This window comes from Natrinema sp. 1APR25-10V2, assembly GCF_031626495.1.
Classification (GTDB): Archaea; Halobacteriota; Halobacteria; order Halobacteriales; family Natrialbaceae; genus Natrinema.
Map to the genome: position 1 here is coordinate 362,467 of NZ_JAMQOJ010000002.1, position 22,611 is coordinate 385,077.

General features: G+C 57.7%; 24 protein-coding genes, 1 tRNA gene and 3 pseudogenes. 15 read left to right on the top strand and 13 right to left on the bottom strand.

Going from position 1 to position 22,611, the window contains the following annotated elements:
* Positions 1-24: 24 nt before the first annotated feature.
* Positions 25-201, bottom strand: a complete 177-nt coding sequence (locus tag NDO75_RS07525) for a hypothetical protein (protein WP_310905539.1) — start codon at positions 199-201, stop codon at positions 25-27.
* Positions 202-339: 138 nt separating this feature from the next.
* Between NDO75_RS07525 and NDO75_RS07530 the strand changes: the two genes are divergently transcribed.
* Entirely contained in the window at positions 340-873 is a 534-nt protein-coding gene (locus tag NDO75_RS07530; RefSeq protein WP_310905540.1) for a cob(I)yrinic acid a,c-diamide adenosyltransferase, read from the top strand.
* Here NDO75_RS07530 and NDO75_RS07535 read toward each other — a convergent pair.
* Positions 870-2,630, bottom strand: coding sequence for an adenine deaminase C-terminal domain-containing protein (locus tag NDO75_RS07535; RefSeq protein ID WP_310905541.1), 1,761 nt, complete (start codon positions 2,628-2,630; stop codon positions 870-872). The two genes, NDO75_RS07530 and NDO75_RS07535, sit on opposite strands and share 4 nt — an antisense overlap.
* A gap of 149 nt (positions 2,631-2,779) precedes the next feature.
* On the opposite strand from NDO75_RS07535, the gene NDO75_RS07540 reads away from it, so the two are divergent.
* From NDO75_RS07540 to NDO75_RS07550, 3 genes are all read left to right on the top strand, one after another.
* The gene (locus NDO75_RS07540; protein WP_310905542.1) at positions 2,780-3,058 is read left to right on the top strand and encodes a hypothetical protein; all 279 of its coding nucleotides are present in this window, start codon (positions 2,780-2,782) and stop codon (positions 3,056-3,058) included.
* A 40-nt stretch (positions 3,059-3,098) separates the two neighbouring features.
* Positions 3,099-3,173: transfer RNA gene (locus NDO75_RS07545), tRNA-Val, on the top strand.
* A 495-nt stretch (positions 3,174-3,668) separates the two neighbouring features.
* On the top strand, positions 3,669-4,466 hold the full coding sequence (locus tag NDO75_RS07550) for a hypothetical protein (protein ID WP_310905543.1): 798 nt from the start codon (positions 3,669-3,671) through the stop codon (positions 4,464-4,466).
* Between the two features lie 4 nt (positions 4,467-4,470).
* On the opposite strand, the gene NDO75_RS07555 is transcribed toward NDO75_RS07550, so the two are convergent.
* On the bottom strand, positions 4,471-4,746 hold the full coding sequence (locus tag NDO75_RS07555) for a PadR family transcriptional regulator (protein ID WP_310905544.1): 276 nt from the start codon (positions 4,744-4,746) through the stop codon (positions 4,471-4,473).
* A gap of 189 nt (positions 4,747-4,935) precedes the next feature.
* Here NDO75_RS07555 and NDO75_RS07560 point away from each other — a divergent pair, with 189 nt between their 5' ends.
* On the top strand, positions 4,936-5,256 hold the full coding sequence (locus tag NDO75_RS07560; RefSeq protein WP_310905545.1) for a hypothetical protein: 321 nt from the start codon (positions 4,936-4,938) through the stop codon (positions 5,254-5,256).
* Between the two features lie 200 nt (positions 5,257-5,456).
* Here NDO75_RS07560 and NDO75_RS07565 read toward each other — a convergent pair whose 3' ends face one another.
* Positions 5,457-5,891 (bottom strand): TRAM domain-containing protein, encoded by a 435-nt coding sequence (locus NDO75_RS07565; RefSeq protein WP_310905546.1) that lies wholly within the window; start codon positions 5,889-5,891, stop codon positions 5,457-5,459.
* Positions 5,892-5,991: 100 nt separating this feature from the next.
* Positions 5,992-6,267: a PadR family transcriptional regulator gene (locus NDO75_RS07570; RefSeq protein WP_310905547.1), complete on the bottom strand. Its 276-nt coding sequence runs from the start codon at positions 6,265-6,267 to the stop codon at positions 5,992-5,994.
* 602 nt (positions 6,268-6,869) lie between these two features.
* Between NDO75_RS07570 and NDO75_RS07575 the strand changes: the two genes are divergently transcribed.
* The gene (locus NDO75_RS07575) at positions 6,870-7,766 is read left to right on the top strand and encodes an SDR family NAD(P)-dependent oxidoreductase (protein ID WP_310905887.1); all 897 of its coding nucleotides are present in this window, start codon (positions 6,870-6,872) and stop codon (positions 7,764-7,766) included.
* 25 nt (positions 7,767-7,791) lie between these two features.
* Here NDO75_RS07575 and NDO75_RS07580 read toward each other — a convergent pair whose 3' ends face one another.
* Positions 7,792-9,165 carry a S8 family serine peptidase gene (locus NDO75_RS07580; protein WP_345784891.1) on the bottom strand — a complete coding sequence of 458 codons (1,374 nt, stop codon included), beginning with the start codon at positions 9,163-9,165 and terminating at the stop codon, positions 7,792-7,794.
* Between the two features lie 351 nt (positions 9,166-9,516).
* Between NDO75_RS07580 and NDO75_RS07585 the strand changes: the two genes are divergently transcribed.
* On the top strand, positions 9,517-10,734 hold the full coding sequence (locus NDO75_RS07585; protein WP_310905549.1) for an MFS transporter: 1,218 nt from the start codon (positions 9,517-9,519) through the stop codon (positions 10,732-10,734).
* Positions 10,735-10,997: 263 nt separating this feature from the next.
* On the opposite strand, the gene NDO75_RS07590 is transcribed toward NDO75_RS07585, so the two are convergent.
* Positions 10,998-11,303, bottom strand: coding sequence for a hypothetical protein (locus NDO75_RS07590; RefSeq protein WP_310905550.1), 306 nt, complete (start codon positions 11,301-11,303; stop codon positions 10,998-11,000).
* Between the two features lie 95 nt (positions 11,304-11,398).
* Entirely contained in the window at positions 11,399-11,674 is a 276-nt protein-coding gene (locus NDO75_RS07595; RefSeq protein WP_310905551.1) for a PadR family transcriptional regulator, read from the bottom strand.
* 591 nt (positions 11,675-12,265) lie between these two features.
* On the opposite strand from NDO75_RS07595, the gene NDO75_RS07600 reads away from it, so the two are divergent.
* From NDO75_RS07600 to NDO75_RS27740, 3 genes and pseudogenes are all read left to right on the top strand, one after another.
* On the top strand, positions 12,266-12,733 hold the full coding sequence (locus tag NDO75_RS07600; RefSeq protein ID WP_310905552.1) for a calcium-binding protein: 468 nt from the start codon (positions 12,266-12,268) through the stop codon (positions 12,731-12,733).
* Positions 12,733-13,059, top strand: a complete 327-nt coding sequence (locus tag NDO75_RS07605) for a hypothetical protein (RefSeq protein WP_310905553.1) — start codon at positions 12,733-12,735, stop codon at positions 13,057-13,059. Before NDO75_RS07600 ends, NDO75_RS07605 begins: the two co-directional genes overlap by 1 nt.
* A 28-nt stretch (positions 13,060-13,087) precedes the next feature.
* Positions 13,088-13,294: pseudogene (locus NDO75_RS27740) on the top strand (oxidoreductase); the annotation flags it as partial.
* Positions 13,295-13,699: 405 nt separating this feature from the next.
* Here the strand turns inward: NDO75_RS27740 and NDO75_RS07610 are convergent.
* Together NDO75_RS07610 and NDO75_RS07615 are read right to left on the bottom strand one after the other, a co-directional pair.
* Positions 13,700-14,029, bottom strand: coding sequence for a HalOD1 output domain-containing protein (locus NDO75_RS07610; RefSeq protein WP_310905554.1), 330 nt, complete (start codon positions 14,027-14,029; stop codon positions 13,700-13,702).
* 183 nt (positions 14,030-14,212) lie between these two features.
* A pseudogene (locus NDO75_RS07615) lies at positions 14,213-14,635 on the bottom strand (response regulator).
* Between NDO75_RS07615 and NDO75_RS07620 the strand changes: the two are divergent.
* Positions 14,552-14,743: a hypothetical protein gene (locus NDO75_RS07620; protein ID WP_310905555.1), complete on the top strand. Its 192-nt coding sequence runs from the start codon at positions 14,552-14,554 to the stop codon at positions 14,741-14,743. The pseudogene NDO75_RS07615 and the gene NDO75_RS07620 sit on opposite strands and share 84 nt — an antisense overlap.
* A gap of 7 nt (positions 14,744-14,750) precedes the next feature.
* Positions 14,751-15,101: pseudogene (locus NDO75_RS07625) on the top strand (site-specific integrase); the annotation flags it as partial.
* 50 nt (positions 15,102-15,151) lie between these two features.
* Here the strand turns inward: NDO75_RS07625 and NDO75_RS07630 are convergent.
* The 3 genes from NDO75_RS07630 to NDO75_RS07640 form a co-directional block, all read right to left on the bottom strand.
* Positions 15,152-16,555: a carotenoid oxygenase family protein gene (locus tag NDO75_RS07630; RefSeq protein WP_310905557.1), complete on the bottom strand. Its 1,404-nt coding sequence runs from the start codon at positions 16,553-16,555 to the stop codon at positions 15,152-15,154.
* Between the two features lie 355 nt (positions 16,556-16,910).
* Positions 16,911-17,204, bottom strand: coding sequence for an amphi-Trp domain-containing protein (locus tag NDO75_RS07635; RefSeq protein WP_310905558.1), 294 nt, complete (start codon positions 17,202-17,204; stop codon positions 16,911-16,913).
* 327 nt (positions 17,205-17,531) lie between these two features.
* On the bottom strand, positions 17,532-18,005 hold the full coding sequence (locus tag NDO75_RS07640) for a transcriptional regulator (RefSeq protein WP_310905559.1): 474 nt from the start codon (positions 18,003-18,005) through the stop codon (positions 17,532-17,534).
* A gap of 361 nt (positions 18,006-18,366) precedes the next feature.
* Between NDO75_RS07640 and NDO75_RS07645 the strand changes: the two genes are divergently transcribed.
* The 3 genes from NDO75_RS07645 (at position 18,367) to NDO75_RS07655 (ending at position 22,411) form a co-directional block, all read left to right on the top strand.
* Complete coding sequence (locus NDO75_RS07645) at positions 18,367-19,374, top strand: DMT family transporter (protein ID WP_310905560.1); 1,008 nt, start codon at positions 18,367-18,369, stop codon at positions 19,372-19,374.
* Between the two features lie 954 nt (positions 19,375-20,328).
* Positions 20,329-21,627: an ABA4-like family protein gene (locus NDO75_RS07650; protein WP_310905561.1), complete on the top strand. Its 1,299-nt coding sequence runs from the start codon at positions 20,329-20,331 to the stop codon at positions 21,625-21,627.
* A gap of 157 nt (positions 21,628-21,784) precedes the next feature.
* Positions 21,785-22,411, top strand: coding sequence for a helix-turn-helix domain-containing protein (locus NDO75_RS07655; RefSeq protein WP_310905562.1), 627 nt, complete (start codon positions 21,785-21,787; stop codon positions 22,409-22,411).
* Positions 22,412-22,611 lie beyond the last annotated feature (200 nt).

Below are 22,611 nucleotides of genomic sequence, written 5' to 3' on the forward strand. Positions count from 1 at the left end.
GAACCGAGAAATCTGATCGTTGGGTTACGCGGCGCTCGAATCGATGACGGTTCCGTTGTCGCGGATCTGGACGAAACCGTAGTCGCAGTCGGGGCAGTGCCACTTGATCTTCTCGCCGAGGTGAAGCTCCGTGCTGGCGGCGCGGTAGAACGTCTTCTCGCCGCCGCACTCGGGACACTCGTGGTCGAGTTCCATGGCCATACGCAGAGGTAGCGAACGGAGCGAGTTTAACGTACTGATTGCGGTGGCCCCGAGATGGGGCGGGGTCGCCGTCGCCGCTGGACCGTCCGCATCTCGAGTGACGCGAAAGTTAAGTGAACGCCGTCCGTCGATTCGGCCATGTCCATCTACACCGGACGCGGCGACGAGGGCGAGACGGACCTTCGGGACATGACGCGCGTCTCGAAGGCCAGCGCTCGGATCGAGGCCTACGGCACCGTCGACGAACTCAATGCCCTCATCGGCACCGTTCGGCCGACCGACTACGACGACGTGAACGAGCGGCTGACGGAGATCCAGAACCACCTCCACGTCGTCCAGGCCGACTTCGCGAACCCCGATCCGGACGAGGACGACCCCGCGATCCGAACGGACCACGTCGAGACCGTCGAGGACTGGATCGACGAGTACGACGAGGAACTCGAGCCACTGACCTCCTTCGTTCTGCCGACCGGCAGCGAACACGGTGCGGCGCTGCACCACGCCCGAACGGTCTGCCGGCGCGCCGAACGACGCGCCGTCGCGCTCGCTCGCGAGGAGGAGATCAACGAGGACGCGGTCCAGTACCTCAACCGGCTCTCGGACGGCCTCTTCACGCTCGCGCGCGTCGTCAATGCTCGAGACGGGGAGCCCGAAGACTCACCTGAGTACTAGTTGTCAGTCTCGAGCCCCTCGACAGAGCGACCGAGCACGTCGGCGTAGCCCGACGGCGTCAGCTTCAGCGCAGGGACGCCGGGGAACGTGAGCGTCTGGACGGTCAGCAGCGGTAGCTCGACATCGACGCCGCTCTCGCGAAGCGAGTCGACGACCGCGCTTCTCGCCGTTTCGAACGTCTCGGGAGACAGCTCGGCGGCGGTCGCGGCGATCGGCGTCGCGAGGTCGGCGACGATTTCCCCGTCGCGGGCGACCGCGAACCCACCGCCCAGCGACGCGACGTGCTCGGCGGCGACGACGGCGTCGTCGGTGTCCGCCGCGACGGTCACCAGCCCGGTCGATTCCCAGGTGCCAGTCGTGGCGACGGCACCCGACTCGAGGCCGTAGCCGGTCAGAAAGCCGGTAAAGCCGCGCTCGTCGGTCGCCGGATCGCGGTCCAGCAGCGTCGCGGTGAGGGCATCGGTCTCGGGGGCGGGCCCGAGCCGCCGACCCGATTCGTCGCCGTCGTCACCGACGGTGCCGGCCTCGGCGGTCGTTTCGGTCGTCACGAGCCCGCGGCCGACGTCCATCGCGCGGACGGTACCGTCGGGTGCCGCCTCGAGCGGCGCGGTGAACCGATCGCGGTCGATCGCGACCGAGACGGTGTCGTAGACGTAGTCCGGGTAGGGATCCGTTCTGGCGTCGACCGTCGGCTCGCCGTCGGCCACGACGAGCGCGCCGTCGGACACGACGGTCTCGACGCCCATCGTCTCGAGGTCGTCGACGACGAGCAGGTCAGCCGCGGCACCGGGTGCGACGACGCCACGGTCCGCGAGCCCGAAGTGGTCGGCGGGGTTTCGCGTCGCCGCGTCGATCGCGTCTGCAGGCCGGATTCCGGCGTCGATCAGCCGACGGACGACCTCGGCCATCCCGAATCCCTCGAGGAGGTCGGCCGGCGCGACGCCGTCGGTCGACAGCGAGACGCTCCCGCGGTCGAGGTCGGGGAACGCTTCGATCAGCGCCCCGAGGTCGTCCCTGTTGGAGCCACAGCGGCCGACGACGTGGATACCGTTGTCGGCCCGCTTGCGGATTCCGTCGGCCGAAATGGCCTCGTGATCGTTGTCGACCACGGTCCCGAACGCCCGGAGCGAGTCGCCGCGACAGCCCGCGCCGTGGCCGACGATCGTCGCGTCTGCCTCGCGTGCGCGCTCGTAGAGATCCTCGATCGGCGCATCACGGCCGACGACGTGGACCCAGTCGATCTCCCCGACACCGATGACCCGCTCGCGGGCGAGCAGGTCGGAGAGCGCCTCGAGTTCGGCGGGCGATCCGGTGGCAGGCTCGAAGGTGTCGACGAACGCCTGCGGCGGGAGCGCGAGGTACGTCGAAACCGGACAGTCGGCAGTTCGCTCGAGGAACGTTTCGACGCCGCGGCTGCCGAACAGCAACCCGAGCCCGGAGCTTTCGGTGACGATCGAGGTGGTCCCGGTCGCGAGCAGTTCGGGAACCGTCCGATCGAGAATCAGTTCGATGTCGGCGTGCGTGTGGGCATCGATCAGGCCGGGGAGCACAACCTCATCCGCGGCCGAAACGACCGTCGTCTCCGGACCGATGACGGAATCGGCGTCCTCGAGCAGCGCGGCGATCCTGTCGCCGACGACTGCGACATCGCGCTCGAGGAACTCCCTGCGGTTCGAACAGTAGACGCGTCCGTCTTCGATAACCAGATCCGCGGTCGCCCCCTCGGACTCGAGGGCGATCGGCTGTAACTCGTTCATGTCCGGTGATTCACGGGCCGATACCTAAATCGATCGTGTACACGGAGCGATGGGCGTCCTCACTATTTCGCTGGCGCGAGCCGACGCGCAATTCTGACCTTCGCGAAAGAACTATATTCTCGGCCACCCTCATCTTGGGATAGAGTCCCATGAACAAACACTTCCACGACAGTCGGTACTACCTCTCGCGAGCCGTCGAACACGCTCGACTCGGCGTGACGGAGTCCCTCGAGCCCCTCGTTACCCGCGTTCGCTCGCGGGTCGGTCGAGACGCCGAGGTCGAACCGAAATCCACTCGCGTCGACCGCGTTCGCGAGGACGTGACCGCCCTCGAGAGAAGCGCGGAGACGCGCGTCCGGCAGGCGGTCGGGGCCGCGCGAGCCCGAGTCGACCGCGATGGCTCGAGCGAGGCCGACAGCGAGCGCTGAAAGGAAGCCTTAAGTTGAACGCACGGGTATCGCCTCGTGCGGGTTGGTGATCTAGTCCGGTTATGATACCTCCTTCACACGGAGGAAGTCGGCAGTTCAAATCTGCCCCAACCCATACGAACTACGTACGGATTGTAACCGTACTTCTCCTGGCGCCTCAGGCCTTGTACCGACGGGATCGGCATTTTGGGTAGGATTTCGGATTAGATGACGGGGCCGAAATCTGGCGTATCAAGGTTGGTGATGTAGAAGAATACGAACACCTTTCAATGGATATAAGTGGAAATGACAAGGGTGTAGCTGAACGATCTCTCTTCGTTCAAATCGGAAATAGAAAACTCCACAGGATAAACTCGGAAGGCGAAGTAACCCATACACTGACTCCTGAGAAAGCGTTACATGACGTTGCTGTCGATGATCACATTCTTATCTCGACCGACTCTGGAATCTACGCATTGGATTCGTTGTAGCTGTCTCTACTGTAGTGATTTGCTAGAACTGGTGGGTCTATCGCCCACTATATGAATACCAGAGCGAATCAAGAATATAGAAATAGTTTACGTTACTTTCAGATCCCTGTCCATCCAAATGTAGAATATCACCTCGATATATGACTGATTCTAATCAGTACAGGTTCCATGATGGAGAGCTAGTTTTGGATAGGCGAACCGCTGGTTCAGACGATAAAGCGGCACTCGTGGAACCAGGTGATGAAACAGGCTATCGGATTGCGGTCAAACCCGGCGCTCTCGATGCGAATGCGACACTGCGAGACATCGTTCAGGAGCAGGGTCGAACACTCGAATTCGGGACCAAATCACAAGCAGAACGCTATGCGGAGAAGTTATCAGTGATAGATGGCGGGCTGCGAGTCCAGGTGGTCGCTCCCAACGATTCGGACGAGGTCGATGCGTATCTCCTTGCAGAGCACAATCCCTCGATCAACGAACCAGCCTCAATCGGCGGAAAAACGTGGACGTTCGACATCGGTGCGAATCTCTACGGCATGCTCGGTGAAGCAATTTTGACAACAGCGCCAAAGCCGCACGCGTTGATATATTTCGTTGAGCGGGATCTGGACGTCACCGAAGCCGAATTGGAAAATGAACTGAAAGTCACCGTAGAAACGGATTGCTTTGTTTCATTCGACGCTGATTCGAGGGGTGAGCGAATTTCCTGGCATCCTGATTGCAAAATTCTGGCAAGAGATGGGTGGAACGGCGGCGTGCTCGAACGGTACTACTGTGAGATCAAAACGGGAAACGCGTCGTTCGAACGGTCGCAGCTGGCCGCGATGCGAGAACTCGCAACCGAGGAACGAGTGCTGAAAATCAGGGTACTGATCGACGAGTTGCCCGACCAGTATTCACTTCGGGTTCAGGAAGTCGAACTAACGGCCGGCGAGTAGCGGTTCAGAAGTCGATGTACTGTGATTCCCATTCTCGCCGTTCTTCCAGTTGCTCGAGGCCGTCATCTGTGATATCATAGTAGTTGGTTCGGCGGTCCAGTTGCCCTTTCTCGACTAATTCCTTGTTGACGACTGTGTCGAGATTCGGGTAGAGCCGGCCATGATTGATGTCTGATGAATAGTGTGATTCTATTTCATCTTTCACATCTTGCCCGGAAGGTTGTTCGGCGCCTGCAATGACGTACAGGAGGTCTCGCTGGAAGCCGGTCAGGTCGTCCATATGCTGTATATACTATATTGACTATTTGTTATCATGCTTGTACATTCGTTTGCCGGGTCTTATATCGGGGTATACATGTTCTATAAAGATATCCCACAGGGACTCCTATTGTGAGATCACAGAGTTTCTCATGTACCTACCGTTATCCCGACAAGAAAGCTTATACTGAGATGCTCGAGACGACGAAGTATGACTCAAGATACGACAGTTGAGAAGCAGTCCAGTGGCAGTCAACTTCCAAATCTTGTGACGATTGTTGGACGCGGTGTTCCCTCGAACTTCGAGATCACAGTTTCAGGTGAAATCGAAATGATGGCTGATGACCCCGTTGAACAGGCTGTAATCGTTTCTGGAGGAGTAGCAGAAGGTTCGATTGAAGCCGGTGTGCAGCGATTCCGGTTCTCTGGTGACTGTGCGAGTATTCGAGCTGTGGATTGGAACGGTGTTGAGGCCCCTGAGTCAGCGAGTACGCCGACCATTCACGTCACTTACGGTGCCTCTGAACGCTAAACAGACCCAGGGCTGAGGATTATTGTCTCAGAGAGGACGACTGAACAGCGATAGGATTTCTTCCGACCATCTGTTACTACGGTAGCGTAATCTGGTGAGGGCCCCAGCTCATAAGCGAGTACTCACGCATTCTCAGGCAGAAGACGCGGTGTATCTCAAACATGATCTCTCCAACCTACATCTAGAACAGTTTTCGGAGCTTACTCGTAGTGGTCGTGTCGCTTATGGACCTCACCAAAGGCCACGTTCGGGCTGACGTTGGTGATTTCGATCGTCACTCGTTCATGGACATCGGTGTCCGGGACGATGATTACGTACCCCCGTTCAACCCGGGCAACCCCGTCACCTTGTTCACCGATATTTTCGATTTCGACGGTCCGCTTCTCCCCTATCTCGACGGGCGGTTCAGGGTCTCTGGTTTCCTGACCCTGGGTTCGGTCTTTTCGTGGAGAGATCGCGGCCTGCTCCTCCGATGAGGACGATTCAGTCTGGAGGAGCGCTGCGCGATATATCTCATCTGTCATCACTTGGCCGTTCGTCACTTCCGAGGCAGGTACCTCGATAACATAGCTCCCGTCCTCCGTTTCTTCCAGGTGTGCGGTAAACAGGCAGAGCAAGTTGTCTGGGATATCCATAAGAACACCCTCTTTTCTGGATGAAGGGGTACGAGCATCTTGATTCTACCGGCGATGATTCGATCAGCGGATTGATCTCGTACTGGTCGGCTTTCAGTACTCAGAGATCGACGTATTGATCTTCCCAGTCCCGCCGAGCCTCAAGTTCACGACGACCCCGGCTTGTGGTGGCATATACGTTTGTCCGGCGATCTTTCTCACTTTTGTCGATCAACCCCTTATCAACAAGTTCGTCTAAATTGGGATACAGGCGTCCGTGATGGACTTCTTTCTCGTAGTATTCTTCCATCTCCTCTTTGATTGCGAGGCCGTGCGGTTCCTCGAGTCCGCTTACAACGTAGAGTAGATCACGCTGGAATCCAGTTAAGTCATGCATGGTATCTTATCTGTTGTCATCCATATCTATAATACCTCCACTATCTCATTCGAGAAAACCGTGAATGATGGTATAGTTCTATCAGCCACTGGGTGATGTCTGGTTATCAAACTCGGTCGGTAAGGGGGACTCAGAGACTGATCGAGTCTCTGTGACGCTCTCGTTCCCAAGCAGTACTTTTACTTCGAGGAGAACGAGTACGACGCGTACACGATTAACAACGTGACCGCAGAGCCAAACGACGGCAGTATCACGATCCACTTTGGCGGTAACCCCGACCAGCCGAACTTCCTCTACACGCCAGAGGGGGTGGAACTATACGGTCCGGTTCTACGGTCCGCGCGAGTAGATTCTCCTAATGATCAGGGCCGCTAACTGCTTCGGGCTATTCACGATCGCTTCAATTCAGTCCCTCCGCAGTTCTTCAACCAGTACATAGGCCTCAGGTGTCCCCTCAGCGTCTCGGAAGTGCTTCGCGTTCGGAGTGGTAACTGCTGTCTCGATCGTCACTGGACAACAAGGTGAGGGAGTGCCGTTTTGATAGCGCACCTCGTTGCAAGGGTATGAGAGATTCTCCAGAGGAACTCGCGGGCGTGAGTCACATGACTTGTACCGGGAAAACCGCGCTGATTACGGGTTCGACGAGCGGAATCGGGCGTGCTACTGCACTCGCGCTCGGTCGACTCGGCGCTGATGTGATCGTCCACGGGCGAGATGTGAGCGCTGGCGAGTCCGTCGTCAACGAACTGGAGACGATCGGTGCCGAGGCGACGTTCATCCCGGCTGATTTCGCGAATCGCAATGCCATTCAAGAACTCGCTATGACGGTTCGGACGGAAACCGATGGCCTCGATTTCCTGTTCAACAACGCTGGCGGGTACTTCCGCACGGGTCGGCTCACGGACCTGGGTGTTGAGTATACGTTTCACATCAACCATCTCGCACCGTATCAGCTGACCACGGACCTAATCGACCACCTCACCGACGATGCCTGCGTCGTGACGACATCTTCGGCAGCACACCGCGGCGTATCACTCGACCTAGAACGTGTCGAAACCGTCGAGTCGTATTCCTCGATGTGGGCCTACAGCCACTCGAAACTCGCGAATATTCTTTTTTCGCGGGAACTCGCACGCCGGGTAGCAGCTATGGACCAATCGATTAGATCGAATAGCGTCCATCCAGGAGCGATTCCGGGAAGCAACTTCAGCCGGTTCCTGCCACGGCCGCTTCCAGCGCTCATCTCTACGCTTGATATGGTTCCCGGTATTACATCGGTTGCCGACGGCGCTGCAGAACTGCTGTACGTCGCTCTATCGCCCGAAGCCACGACTGTCACCGGCCAATATTTTGCGAACCAGTCGTCCAGGACACCTTCGCGTCCGGCTAGGAACGACGACTCTGCACGCCGTCTTTGGGAACGAAGTGCGACCCTCCTCGACGTCGATGAACCGCTTGCGGAGTTCGGCGAGAGCATCAGCTCTCATCAGGTTGAATAGCAAACGAAATCAAATCAGGTAGATTTCACTGGTCAACAGCTGCTGCTGGATTTAGGAAGCCAGCCCCGTAGTACGTCTTATCATACTCCTCGATAGACTCAGCCGTATTTTCCAACGTCTGACGGACCTGGTTCGCGTTGAACTCCGGGTTCTGGCTCTTCACAAGCGCCGCAGCCCCCACTACCTGTGGACAAGCCATTGACGTCCCGGCAGCCCACCCATAGTCGTAGTCTGCACCCTGATAATCATCATCATCGAACATAGGTTCGGCGATAGTGTTGTAGACGAGGTCACGATACCATGGGACGCCGGTACCAATAGCCCCGAGGTCAGCGTCGCCGCCGGGCGCAGCGATGTTGATAGCGTTCGTTCCATAATTGGTGTAGACCGTTGGACTATCGAAGTCCTCTACAAGCCCCTCATCGCCCCACTGATAGCCAATTGGTCCGGTAGCACTAACGGACATGACGTTCGCCGCCTCGTTAGGAAGACTGATGGCTGAGATGCATTCGTCCGTGCCATTGTCATCGAAGTCTCCGCAGATACGCCCGTCGTGCTGGAGGTTCGCACTGTCGTTACCTGCAGCTGCGATGAGCAACGTCCCGTGGCTATTGGCGTAGGTCGTGACCCGGTTGAGAGCCATGCCGTAGAATTGGCCGAGCCTCTCGCGCGAGACTGGATACGCTCCAATACTCATATTGGCGGCGTCGGCATCAATGCGGACACTGTAGACGATGGCTGCGAGAATATCTGCGAATGACGCCAGTTCGTCTGGTGAGAACACCCGGCAGTCGACGACCTCCGTCCCAGGGGCAGTACCAACGACACCCTCTTCATTCTGGTCGTTTGCGGCGATAATACCAGCGACGTGGGTACCGTGATAACCACCGTACGGACCACCAGCACCATAGTCATCAGCAGTAAAATTCCGAGACAAGTCTTCGTTCACTGTATGCGCGAGGTCCGGATGACCAGCGGCGACCCCTGTGTCAATAACGGTCACTCGAGTTCCTTCTCCGCGAGTAGTCTCGTGGGCTTCTGGGATGCTCTGGGCCTGCTTGTCCCATTGGTATCCGTATTTGGGCTCGTCAATTGCACTGGCTGTGATAGGTGTATGTTCGCTGAGAGGGCGGTTAAGTGAGTATGTACTATCAGGGGCGTACCGTGCGTTTAGCGACCTAACGTCGGCCTCAGCTCCCTCTACGACCAATAGGTCAATCTCGTCGAGGTCATGAACGATGTCAAGGTCTGCTGCTTTGACTTTTGCTCGGGGGGCTGCCTTAGTATCGACGAGGAATCTGTTGGTTGATGCAGCTACAATAACTGAACTTCCCATCGCAATTCCACCGAGCAGACTGCCACTCACCTTGAGGAACGTTCGACGTGTCCTACTTGGCATACAGCTATAACCATTAGTAACTCTGCTATTGTTATTTACAGTCTTATATTTCTATGCCGCCTGAAAGATAGTGCATGTGGAGGTTACTCAGTGACAACGGGTACGTCTGCCACTGTTCTCTTTCCTCAGGACTATTCACTGAAAGCGGGACATCGAACAATCCTTAGCGAAGTCTCAAACGTCGTCTTGGATGTTCATCACTCCCGCAACGGGTAGATCGTCCTACAATCCGATAGAGTTCTGCGAGATATGCGCCCTGTACTGGTCGACAACTATAGGTTCGACCTGACCAATTGTCGCTGAATCGTTACCCTACTCTTTTATATATTATACAGTGAACACGTCTATCGGATGGCAGCCATCGCTAACGGGAAGTGGCGTGCACTCATTCTGGTCGGGATTGCGGAGTTGTTTGCGATGACTCTGTGGTTTAGCGGGACAGCAGTCGGCCCGGAACTGGCCGAGATGTGGCATCTCTCCGCTGCCGAGACGGCGTGGCTGACCAACGCCGTCCAATTGGGCTTCGTCGTCGGTGCGTTGCTGTCGGCAACGCTCACCATCGCTGATGTCATCCTGCCGAGGTATCTTTTTGCAGGTTCTGCGCTCGCCGGTGCTGGTGCGACGGCACTCATCGCTGGGTTCGTCTCGAGCGGCCTTCCAGCTATCGTCCTCCGTTTCGCCACCGGCGTCGCCCTCGCTGGTGTGTATCCGACGGGGATGAAGATGATGGCCGCATGGTTCGACAAAGGGCGTGGCCTCGCTATCGGCGTCCTCGTCGGCGCACTCACTGTCGGTTCGGCGTCGCCACATCTCATCCGGGCTGTCGGTGGCATCGGCCGACCAGATCTCGTGCTCTACGGGACCGCAGGGCTCGCAGCTCTTGGTGGGCTTCTCGTCCTCGCCTACGAAGATGGGCCGTACCAGCCCGAGACGTCCCCATTCGACCCCAGCGCAATCCAGCGTATCGTCACCGATCGCAGTGTTATCTTAGCAAACACCGGCTATTTCGGTCACATGTGGGAGCTGTACGCGGTCTGGACATGGATACCGATCTATCTTGCAGCCAGCCTCGAAGCCAGTGGGACGGCCAACGCGGAACAACTCGCTGCAGTCTTAGCATTCGGGACGATCGCAATCGGCGGGGTAGGGGCCTGGCTTGCGGGTTCGGCTGCTGATCGGTGGGGACGGTCGCTGGTGACGAGCGTCTCAATGGGTATCTCCGGAACCGCCTGCCTTCTCGCCGGTATCGTCTTCGGCTCATCACTAGTCATCATCGTCCCATTCGTCCTTGTCTGGGGGTTCTTCATCGTCGCGGACTCCGCGCAGTTTTCCGCGGCTGTCTCGGAACTGGCCGATGAGAGTTACGTCGGCTCTGCACTAACGCTTCAGACTGCTATCGGCTTTCTCATCACCATCGCCTCCATCCAGTTGATTCCCATAGCTCAGAACATGGTTGGGTGGCGGTGGGCCTTCATCCCGCTCGTTATCGGCCCACTCGTGGGGACGAGTGCGATGCTGTGGCTGCGGTCGCTCCCCGAGGCCAACCGACTGGCAGGTGGGCGGGGATAATCCGGAACATCCCCATGTTCTACTGCCCCGAGCGCCATGCCAAGGGTGAATTCCGTGAAGGGGACCCGGACGACTGGAAAGAGACAGACGGATAAATCTGTTCTCTATACTGAGCGATTGGGCACCCCTCTGAATGGGCGTCAATCTGTGCTGCATTCGCGCCTTGTATTCAGCAGCGGCTGACTCCATCACCAGATTTCTGCCAGAAACGACCTGCTGAATACAGAGACGGTATGCAGCAGAAGAGTAGACCGCGTCACCGGTTAGCTATCGGCGCTCCGAGCAGGTACGCCGTAATCGATGTTGACTTCCGGCGTGCTCGGGGATTCCGGTGAAGGAGCACCGTTCCAATCGACGACGTGAGCGTTCGCCATTTCGCCGGAGAACTGGAACCGATCAACGCCGGTTTCGATCGCTCCCTCCGCCGTCTGCTCCGAGATGATCACTGCCTCTTCGTCCGGGTCGGCAGCAACCATCTCGATGGTACCGTCGACGCTAATTTCGTAGTTCGCTGGTACTCCCCTGCCAACGATTGTGATGAGATTTGTCAGACTACGCTCAGATGGCATACTCTGAGAACGCGATTCTGCCAGTATAAGCCTTCCTGTCGACGAAACAGTAAGGGTGGTAGACCATGCCGAGCGGACGAATACAGACCTTCTCCTTACGATTCAACGTATTGCTCCTCCCACTCCCGCCGGTCCTCAATTTCTTCCTCACCAGCATCGGTGATGGCGTAGTAGTTCGTCCGGCGATCGAGTTGTCCTTTCTCTACTAGCTCTTTGTTCACGAGCGTGTCGAGGTTGGGGTACAGCCGGCCGTGGTTGATCTCAGAACTGTAGTAGATCTCGACTTCGCCCTTCACTTCTTGGCCGGACGGCTGGTCTGAGCCTGCGATCACGTAGAGGAGGTCGCGCTGGAAGCCAGTGAGGTTATGCATCTCGCCTGAGACTTCACCGAATCTTTATTTGATGTCTTTCCCGCATCTGCGTGTATATTACCACAACAAGAACCTACCGTCTAGTGAACTCTCGCGTACTCCAATTAGATAGGATGGGGAAATATCTACTACTGGCAGTTGTCCGACCGGTAATCATCAGTGGCTCTGTTACCACTTCTTCTTCAGAGCGTGTTGGCCGCAACGTAGAGAAATTGGGCGACTGCTCTGGGATGGACAACCGATACCTGTGAAGTATTAGATCTCACACCGGGCTTCTCGTCATCCAGTAGTGTCCGGTTCTGGCCTAACACAGAATTGGCATTCGATTGAAAATTATCGGACAAAAGTGAGAGACTAGAAACGTATAGTACACATCATTTGTGAAGAGGTATGGGAAATTTCTATAATCAGGCGGCTACTATGCACCAGGATCCATTATCTTCCAACGAACGGCCATTTGTTGAGGGAACGATCGGCGCTTTTTATGCTATTTGCTAGCACACAGAAAGATGCCCCTAGGAAGGAGGGGGGACACCACAGTAAGGGAGAATGAGTGAACAAGAAATGACAAGCGATACGAGGCGGTCGTTCATGGCGAAGAGTGCCCTTGTAACGGGGGCGCTGACGCTTGGAACGGCCGCGTACGGCACGGCGACGGTCGCGGCCCAGCAAGAGCAGGTCGCGGTCTTCGCGGACAATTACTATCCCGGGGCGAACTTCGACGTCGTTGATCCGCTTCAGCAGGGGACGACGGTCGATATCCTGCAGGTCGACGACGAACCAGTTGCGGAGATTTCCCAGCCCGACGAATGGACCGGACATATCATCCGGTACGACATCGGTCAGGGAGCGGGGATCACGACGTTCCTGTTCGTGCGCGGTAGCAGACTCAGCCGCGGTGACAGCGGAACGATCGGGCCAGACGCATCGGTGCTGAGTTCCGACCTGAACCTCCTCGATACGTCACTGGGCAACGGTGGCGGAACAGGAGGCAGCCAAGCGGCCGAAGGGAACCAGGCAGCGAATGAGACACCCAATGAGAACGGGGGTGGAGAATAATGGTGCAAGACGGAGAAGAGCGCGTCCTGCTCTTCACATACGATTACGAGGCTGGTGCGACGTTCGATGTCGTCTCCCAGCTTGAGCAGGGAACGTCGGTGCGACTGCTCCAGACCATCGACGGAGAGACTGTTCCGGAGATTCCGCAACCCGACGAGTACAACGGCTACGTTGTCCGGAATCAGAGCGACAGTGGTCCGCTAGAACCGACGACTGTTCTGTTCGTCCGCGGACAGACACTCAGTGACGGTGACAGTGAAACGCTCAGTGAAGACGCGTCGATGTTCAGTTCCCAACTGAACCTCTTCTCGACGTCGCTCGGGTAATGATCTCAGAATCTATTTTTATGACACGTGCGATATGGTACACATCTACTTGGAGGACAGTCGCGGGAGCGTGAGCGGTGGCACGATGGCCAGTGCAATCGAAGTGTTTCGCGCCGCGTCGACCGACCCGCTGGCCCAGCAGACGCTTCGGAATCCCTACTCGTTGGCACCGAGAGGTGAGCGCGACGGCGTCGATCCGGGCGCACAGTCCGGACCGAAAAGGGACCTACTCCGATCGGCGAGTGCCAGATTTTGTGTATCTGGTTCTCCCACGAAGAAGTGTCTGAATTTTTCTGGCCGGTATCTACTACTCGGTTTCGTGAAATCGATCGTCTTCAGAGAGATCACCACATAGAACGAGTTCTCAAGGAGGGTGACTAATCTGAGGTGGTTTCAGATTCCGAGGGTGAAAGATTGTCCACCGACTCAAATTCCCTTGAGCCACATGGACACCCTTGGCGTCGACCGAGCGGGAGTATCGTCCCCGCTTTCGACTCCATCGCTGCGTATACCGCGCCACATGCTGAACACATGGCCATCATTCGTCTCTGTTTTCTTCCATTCTCGGTCATTGCTCTCGGAGGAGTTCTAAGGTGTTTAACCACTTCTTTAGGGTAATCGAAAGGAGCGGCGTCGATTATCACGTGCGTTGATCGTAGTGGAGAATGAGACGACCTGTATCGCGAACTTCGACAGTGTATGTATTCTCGATTGCGACTTCGAAGGAGATGACCGTGTTGCCATCTCCAGTACTGTTCGCGAGGATTGTATCGAGGGCACTCGGATCGATGTGATCGTGGAGAACAAATCCAGCCTCGGTTGGCATCTCCATCGGATCAATATCTTCAAGCACGCAGATCGCCTGAACCACGGCAAGACTTGGTGGCGTCTCAGTGTCGTACTCGTATTCAACGGCGTGTGGTGGAGCCTCTCTGGTGAGTTTGCTGAGGCGTGAGTTGGACTCGGTCATGCATCAGTCCCAACAGGTTGAACGTGCGTGGCCTAGAATACGGCTTTGCGTGGGCTAGCAAGGCCAAATCATGTAGGAGAAGAGTCTATGAATTCCACCCTCATAGGTCAGAACCTGCCGATTCTGTGGACGACTTTACTCCATATCTTGGGCTAAAATAAATCATCCTCTCAGACATGTAGCCTACTGCTTCCCTTCGAGCGGGTTGCAGAGAATGCTTAGCCAAAAATATTCGAACGAGCGGACAAGACGAATGAATTCGTTAGCATCGACTGGCTTTGTGAGATAGGCGTTCGCAGATGGCTCATGTCCCCGGAGAAAGTCTTCCTCGATATCGGACCCAGTCAATACGATCACAGGAATGTCTTCTAACCGTGAACTGTCCCTCATTTCACGGAGGACCGTTTCGCCAGTCATCTGTGGTAGCCGCTAATCAAGTAAGACGAGATCCGGTTGCGGCACATCCGTAACCTTCCCACGTTGCTGGAGAAAAGCAAGCGCTTCTCGACCACTGGTGGTGGTATGGAGCGAATTCGCTATTCGTGCAACATTGAACGCTTCTTTGATGAGTCGCGCATCGCCGGGGTTATCATCGACAAGCAAGATTTCGGCATGCTCTCTCCGAATAGAGGCTCGGGGTCTCAGCCAGCTATTAGTGCGCGCGAGAAGCGTCTAGGTCGGCGTCTAGAACTCGTTGTCTTCGGCCTTCAGTGAGAGAACCATGACAGACGAACTCGAACCACTCACCCCAGTAGAGGCCATGCAAATGTACCTTCACGAACGGAGCCGCGAACTCGAGGACACTACCATCCAGTCTCACCGGTATCGGCTCACGCAGTTCGTCCAGTGGTGTGAACAGGACGGTATCGATACTCTCAACGAATTCAGCGGACGAGACAGCCATCGCTTTCGTCTCAAACGCAGGAACGAAGATGAACTCGCAACTGTCGGCATGAAGGGACAGTTGGCAACCCTGAGAATGTTCCTCCGCTTCTAGGGGGTAATCGATACAGTGGAACCAGGGCTCAACGAGAAGATAATCCTCCCGACGACGAGCGAAGACGATGCTCGACACGCTAGCGAACCCCGTCACGACAGGGACGCTCGCCGACCTCGCATGAGCTACACGCCCTGGAGGAACCGGCCGTGGAAGCCGAAGGGTTCCGGGTGTGGGAGAACCGCCCGCGCCTGGACAGCGAGCGTCGCTGCATCAAAAATCATAAGCATCGTCCGCTCACGCTGGGAATCCAGCGCCGTCGCGAGCACGACTCCCGCATCCTCGGCGTCGGCATCGGGATGCTGGACGGGAACTGGTTCCTCGACGTAGACCGACCGCTCCCACCACTCCCTGGCGGTGCCCGTCTCACAGTCCACTTTGACCAGTCCGTTCGCCCCTGCGCGATCGGTCGCTTGGCCGTACGCGTAGCGGTGGCGTCGACCGACGACCGAACGAGCGACGCGTGGCATCTCCATCGCGCCATCGTAGAGTCGCGTTCGACTGACCGTGTTCGCATCGGGATCGATACGGTACCGCATCAGGTGAGCGTCGGGCACGGCAGGAAAGCCGTCGCTGTCGAGTTCGGACAGCGCCATCGTGTCGACGATGTCGGCGTCCGGGAACTCCACGAGGTCGAGGACGATCGTTCCGCCGTCGACATAGGCGTTGACGTGATGGAAGGTGAAGGCCGGATCGAGCGTTGGGTCGGCCACGAGGTCACCGGTATCGCGGTCGACCACGAGCACGCGCGTGTCGCGCTCCGGTTGCCAGTCGAGCATGTCGATCGCACCCTCGGTAAACGGATTCAGTGCCCGGAGTACCGAGAGGACGAGCGGCGACTCCACGATGATGACGTGGTCGGCGGTGACGCTGCAGTCGTGGATGTACGCCGGCCCGTTCGCGTCGATGGAGGCGATGACCTCCCGCGTCCGACTCCCCCGTGGGAGACGATAGAGATGATACTGTGGCGTCCGGCCGAACTGCGTAGCGAAGCCGACCAGTTCGTCCCGGTGGGGGTCGTCGACGAGATGCGCAGCCGTGATGTGCTCGGGTAGGTCGTCGTGGAATCGAAAGTGTCCACATGTCTCGAGCGTCTCGGGATCAAAGGCGATCCGGCGCGGGGCCTCCGTGAGCGCGACGTACTCGCCGTCGATGCGGGCGACGTGGACGTTCGCATTGTCTGTCGGCTCGGGGACCCCAAGCGAAGCGACCGTCTCCAGGAGACGACGCCAGCCACGCGTGTCAGTGCCGAACTGGCCGGTCAGCCGCCCGTCCATCGCCTCCTCGTAGGCATCGGTGCGGAGAAACCGGTTCGAGTAGCGGAGTCGGCCGTCGGTGAACGCGTAGCGCCGGAGCATTGCCAGCCCGTCAAACCAGTGGTTGACGCGGCGATCGCCTGTCTCGAAACGGGCGGGCCCGTTGCGAACCAGCGTGCCAGAGAGCCACTCGGGGATGGTGCCCTCGACCGTCGGGTAATGGTCGTGGACTTCGGTAGTCAGCGAGTGAAAGCCGGCGCCGGATGCTGTCACGGCCGTGTATTCGGGTGAGACAGCTATTAATCCACCGTGCCCGTCGACTCGGGCGGTCTGTACGTTGTAGACGCGTCGCCATCCTCGCACTCGTCCCGACGGTCCAGCGACGTGACCATCGACCAGCATCTCGGCCGGCGAACCTGCAAGACTGGCGGTGATTCACTCCCATCTCGTGCAGTGCTCGAGGGCGCGCAAGCCATCGAACAGACTCCGTGCCCAGTCGATGGTGCAGCAGACAGGAGCCGCTACATCCTGATTCGGTTCTTATCAGGTTCGGCTGACACTCCACCGTTCGATTAGTGAACGGATACGGTTCTCCAACGAGTGGCTGCAATAGAGGCCTGCAACCGTATCATTCGTCTGCCGATACCGGTTCGCCGTCTTCCATCTGCCATTCGAGTTCCACTTCGAACTCGGCCTCGTCGTCGGTAACCTCGTATTCGACTTCCAGTTCGAAGTGCTCTGGAACCGCCACCGCGAAGCCGTTCTCTCCTTCGATGTCGATTGTCCCGTTCTCGACACCAGCGGCGACTTCACGGATGATCTCCGCGCCGTCTGCCCGACTCATCACCCGCTCACCTTCACGTTCCGTCTCATCAGCTGCCGATTCCGCCTCAGTCTCGGATTCTTGGTTGTCGTTTCCCATATCAGGCCTACAACGATTGCCAACAAAATATCTCGGCCTTCATATCCGCCCAGTTTGATCGGCAGTAGTCACCACTTCTTTCGAGGCAGCACCGGAAAGAACCGTACTGTAGTGTGTGACACGTATCTCTCCGGTACCGATCAAAAGGGATTGAAAACTGCCAACGGCTAAGGATTTCACCTCCGCCGTCGCAAGCGACTCGATACTGGTGAATAGGTCTCGAATTGCGATCAATGCTGGTCGATCGAACGGTCCACGAAATGACTGCGGTTCCGACTGTCCGCCCGCCCTCGGTCACGGGGACACTGCAGGTTCGGTGTTCGACCGCTAGTCAGTGTCGACAAATTTCTTGGCGTTTGCGAACGCGAGGTTGCGTCGCGTGGTTTTCCATTCGCGGATGGTTTGCTCGTCGGGCTCGTCAACGCGTTCGGATCCGGTGAGCAACTCGTTCGTTCGATCAACGGTCAATTCCGCCGGAGATTCCACGCCGTATTCCTGCCGAAATGCCGCGATCTGGTCTCTCATCTCGGAAATTTGCTCTTGGAGTTCCTCCGGCGAAACCTGAGATAGAATGTCGGCTGCCTGTTTGACGACGAGGGATTCTGCTGATCGGCGGTAGAGCGTGGCACCGTTGGGCCCAGTCACAGTCGTAATGAATCCGTCATCGGCGAGCGTGGCGAGGTGTTTCCGAGCAGTTTTCGGCGACGTAGCAGCACGGTCTGCGACGGTTTCTGCGTCGATAGCGGTGTACACTCGGCTGATGACCTCTCTGATGCGTTCGTACGATGTCGTTTCCGCCACCCATTCCTCACTGACTGCCTGATTGACGTCCTCGTAGGGGTCCGGTTCAGTCGGATCAGCCCTGCGTAGAACGCATCTCTGGAGGAATATAGATCTTCGCTAGAGTAGTATATTTCCGCTCTAAGCAATCCATTTGGATCGAACGGCACTCAGTCGCGCCCAGCTATCCATAGGTAGATTGTGTCACTGGGTATGCGAAAATAGCAATCTCTTGTTCGTGCAAAGAACTGTGTTTGGTGAATGACTAACATAGCTCTATAGCCGTTGAGTTGTGGTATCACGGTCCTCGCAAATCGTTTAGTTGAGCCGCTTATAGGGACTACATCGACTTTGAAGCAATCACATACTACGCAATGGTAACATGACAAAGGTAGAAGACGTGTTGTTGTTTGGTGCGCTCGCACTTGTCTGGGGAACAGCCTTCACAGCGATCGAAATCGGGCTAGAAACACTGCCACCGCTCCTCTTCGCAGCGGCCCGGTTAGATATTGCCGCGGTCATTTTCATCGGAGCGGTGCTACTCAGCCGGCTCCGGTGGCTCCCCCGGACGAAAGCGGATCTCGCTCTCATCCTCTCGAACGGCATCCTCGTCATTGGAGCGCACTTTGCGTTCTCGTTCATCGGCCAGAGTTACGTCACGAGTGGTGTCGCTGCGATCATCCTCAGTTTCACACCGATCATCACGCCGGTCATCGCTATCCGTGTCCTCTCAACAGAACGGATCTACATCACGGATATCATTGGACTAGGTGCTGGGCTCGCTGGCGTGATCGCCATTGCAATTGCTGGTGGATCCTTCGACGGACAACTCCTCGGAATTGGGCTTCTCTTGGCGTCCGCAGTCGTCTTCGCGCTCGGCTCCGTACTCACAGAACGCTGGTCAGCGGGCCTCCCGACGATGGCACTCCACGCGTGGTCGATGGTTACCGGGGCGGTATTCCTTCACGCGACAGCGTACGCCTATTCAGGAGCAACGTTCCGAAACGTGACGTGGACGGCGTCAGCGGCCGCCGCGCTCACATACCTCGGGATTTTCGCAACAGCAGGCGGGTTCCTCCTCTATTTCACGTTGCTGAACAGAATCGGTGCAACGAATATTAGCCTCATCAACTACGCAGCACCCGTTGTGGCGACGGTTTTTGGTGCAGTCCTTCTTGGTGAGCAAATTACCATAGCGACTGTCACCGGATTCGCGCTCATCGTTGTCGGATTCGTGCTTTGCAATATCCGGCCGCTCTGGCGGCTTGTCCAGTCCACTCGGACCATAGCCGGAAGTGACCGAGTGCTTGAACGCGATGAAGTCTGCGTCCAAGGTGATGTCTACAAGACTCAGTCTGACTCACAGAACTACCTGCAGCCAGGTGATTAACCGCTCTTCTCTAGATGGCTGCACATTCATGGACAGGGGTACTGATTTTTCAGGATGTTCTGCGAGATGTACAGTATAACGCGATTGGTGTCAGCATCCGTCAACTGGACGGGTCATCGTGAACCCGACGTGGCCTGACCGACAACGACTGCGAAGAGGGAGGAGTCGCTCGAACGTACTGATCTGTTCTCCGATCGTGACGCTGTCGCTGACTCGGAATTGCCTGCGGATGCTGCGACCGAGAGACCAGGTGGTGAGTCTGCGACGCCGGCACTGGAAGCCAGCCTCGAGCAAGGGGTCGAGGCCTTGCAGGCCGTCGACGAGGCCCTCTGAGTAGTCGTTGCAGAGGAGGGGAGTCCTCCTTCGCAAGCGAGGGGGGTCGGGCCGATCACGAACTCGGCGCGTGGCCGTATCCCGGACGATCCGCGGACGCTGTTACAACGGGCATATGATGAGCGTGTGCGACGGGCCTTAGTGCGTAGCTGTGACCGAAAAACGGTGATGGACGTGTTCGGGATCTCTCGGCGGGCGACGCTGATCTCGCCGATGGCGGAGGGCAGTGACGTGATCGGCTCAGCCCGCGTCGCCGTCCGTAGACCCATCTGCCTTTGTTGAAATTCACACAGCGATAGGATTTAGGAGCCATGCTGAATACAGGGCAAGCGGTTACCGAGGCAGTTATCGATCTATCCGAAATATCCCAAAAATCGACTGCTGAGTAGAGGGGTTGATTCAGCGTTATACGCGTTGTCGGTTCACATCGAAATGGCTGGGATCGGAATAGCGGTGAGGTGACGGCAGTCGATGCTCCCCGGCAGTTCGACCAGCGCAATCGGACAGCTCTGATCGATCGGGGCCGTCGTGACCCGGAACTCGTTGTAGAATCCGAAACAGGCGAAGTGGCCCAACATGTTGGGCAAATTCCCACCCGGCAGCGCAGCAACAGGAGCACGTATGCGACGACTGCGCGAGACTGATTCGGCCGAAGAACGACAGCTGGACGGGACGGACATCCTGTCCGCAGATCGACCGGTAAGGGAAGTAGTGGCGGAGTTCTACGACAGAAACCGGTTCCTGTTCACCGTTTCTCTCTTCAACCTCGGCCTCGTGGTCATCTTCACGGTCCTGATGGTGGTGGACGGACGGATGGTCCTCGGCCGGAACGTCTGGACGAAACCATGGAAGTTCGCTGCTTCGATCGCAATCTTCACCGCGACGCTGGGCTGGCTGCTCCCCTCCCTGTCCCTAACCGACCGCGTCGAACGTCTGGCCACGTATACAATCAGCGTCGCGATGACTGTCGAGATCACCCTCATCTCGACGCAGGCGGCACGTGCGGTGCCCTCGCATTTCAATAGGGGAACCGCGCTTGACACCGCGATATTCGCTCTCATGGGGGTAACCATCACCGTCAGCACACTCGTCGTCGCGTACGTTCTTTTGCGGATCGTCCAGCACCCCCCTGACCTCGCCCCTGCGTACCTATGGGGGATTCGGCTCGGGATGTTCGTCTTCGTCGTGGCGAGTTTAGAGGGGTTCCTCATGATCTCCTACGGCGGTCACGCTGTCGGTGCGCCCGTGGGTGATCCCGGGCTCCCGCTGCTGAACTGGAGTCTCACGGGTGGCGACCTCCGTATCGCACACTTCGTCGGCTTGCACGCTCTGCAAGTCCTGCCGCTCACCGGCTACGTCGCAGCACGCTGGATCGACTCGTCGACCCGCCGGTCCCTCGGCGTCGTCGGTACAGTCGCAGTCCTCTACGGCGGTCTCGTGGGTGGTACGTTCGTCTGGGCGCTGCTCGGGAACCCGCTGCTGTCCTCCCTGCCGGTAGTCTCGATAGCCACGATCTTCAAGGCGAGCTTCCTACTGGTTGCCCCGTTCTGGGTGTTGATGATCGTCGCGCCGGAGTGGGACGTGACCGAACGGATCGTGGATTCTCCGCTCGTCGCTCTCCCAGCGGCACTGCTCTACCTCGTCTTCCTGCTCCCGCAGGCGAGTTCCGTCGCGGTGGCGGTTCTATCACCTTCACTTTCAGGGCTGGCGACGCTGCTCGCCACTGACGCCGGCGCGAAGTTCGCCTGGGCGCACTTTCTCGCGTTCGACTTGCTCGTCGGCCGCTGGATCTACCGCGATGCCAGCAGGCGGGGAATTCCGCCACTCGTCGTCTCACCCCTGCTAGTCCTGACACTGTTGTTCGGTCCCGTCGGTTATCTCAGTTACTGTGCGATCAGACCTGCAGTGACGGATAGGTAATCGCGGGGGCGGGGACAGTTATCATCCACGCCCGCCCTACTGTCTTTCACCTGAAACAGCATATGCTGACTGCCAACGGACCGCCGGTTTTACGCTGCGAGAATATATACAGCAGTATGGCCCTGTCCGAGACCGGACCACCGCGAGAGGTGTAACGATGCTCCGTGCACGCTTCCGAATGAACCTGCCTGAGGACATCTGGGTCGCCGAGGTGTCCACGCAGTTCCCGGACGCGACGTTCCGGCTACTCACCGGCGTCCCGAAGAACGACCGGGCCATAGAACTCGGCGAGATTCGAGCCGACGATCCCGAGGCCGCAGCCGCTGCGCTCCGTGACCACCCGGACACCGTCGCGTACGAGCGCTTGCTTAGCGATGATGAACGTGCCATCGTACAATACGAGGCGGTTGAACAGCGACTCTACGAGTTCCTGTGGGGTTCGTCGCTGCCGCCGGAGTTCCCGCTCATCGTCGAGAACGGGGAAATGGAGTTCGACCTGACCGTCACCCAGGAACAGTTCGATGCATTCGGCGAGGCGCTAGACGAATCGGGCCTCCAGTACGACCTCATCACGGTTGTCCACACCGGCGAGGAGGCCGCCCTCCTAACCCAGCGTCAGCAGGAGTGTCTGGCCACCGCACAACGCCTCGGCTACTTCGACGTGCCCCGGGGGTGTACGCTGGCTGAACTGGCAGACGAACTCGGCGTCGATAAATCCACGGCGAGTGAGACGATCCGACGCGGGACGAGTCGTGTCCTCGGCCAGTTCCTGCTCACCGACTGAGACTCGTCATCCGAACTCATTGACACAAGGTGTTTACCTGCGCAGACTAATCTCCCATGCAAGATACGCGCTCTGTATTCAGCACGACTCTTTGAAGAGATACGTTGATTGGGAGGAATTCCAGCGGTCAGTAAGCATATCTACGGAACGGCTGGTTCATTAGATAGGTCGTGAAACAAACGTGACCATTGTGCGGAACT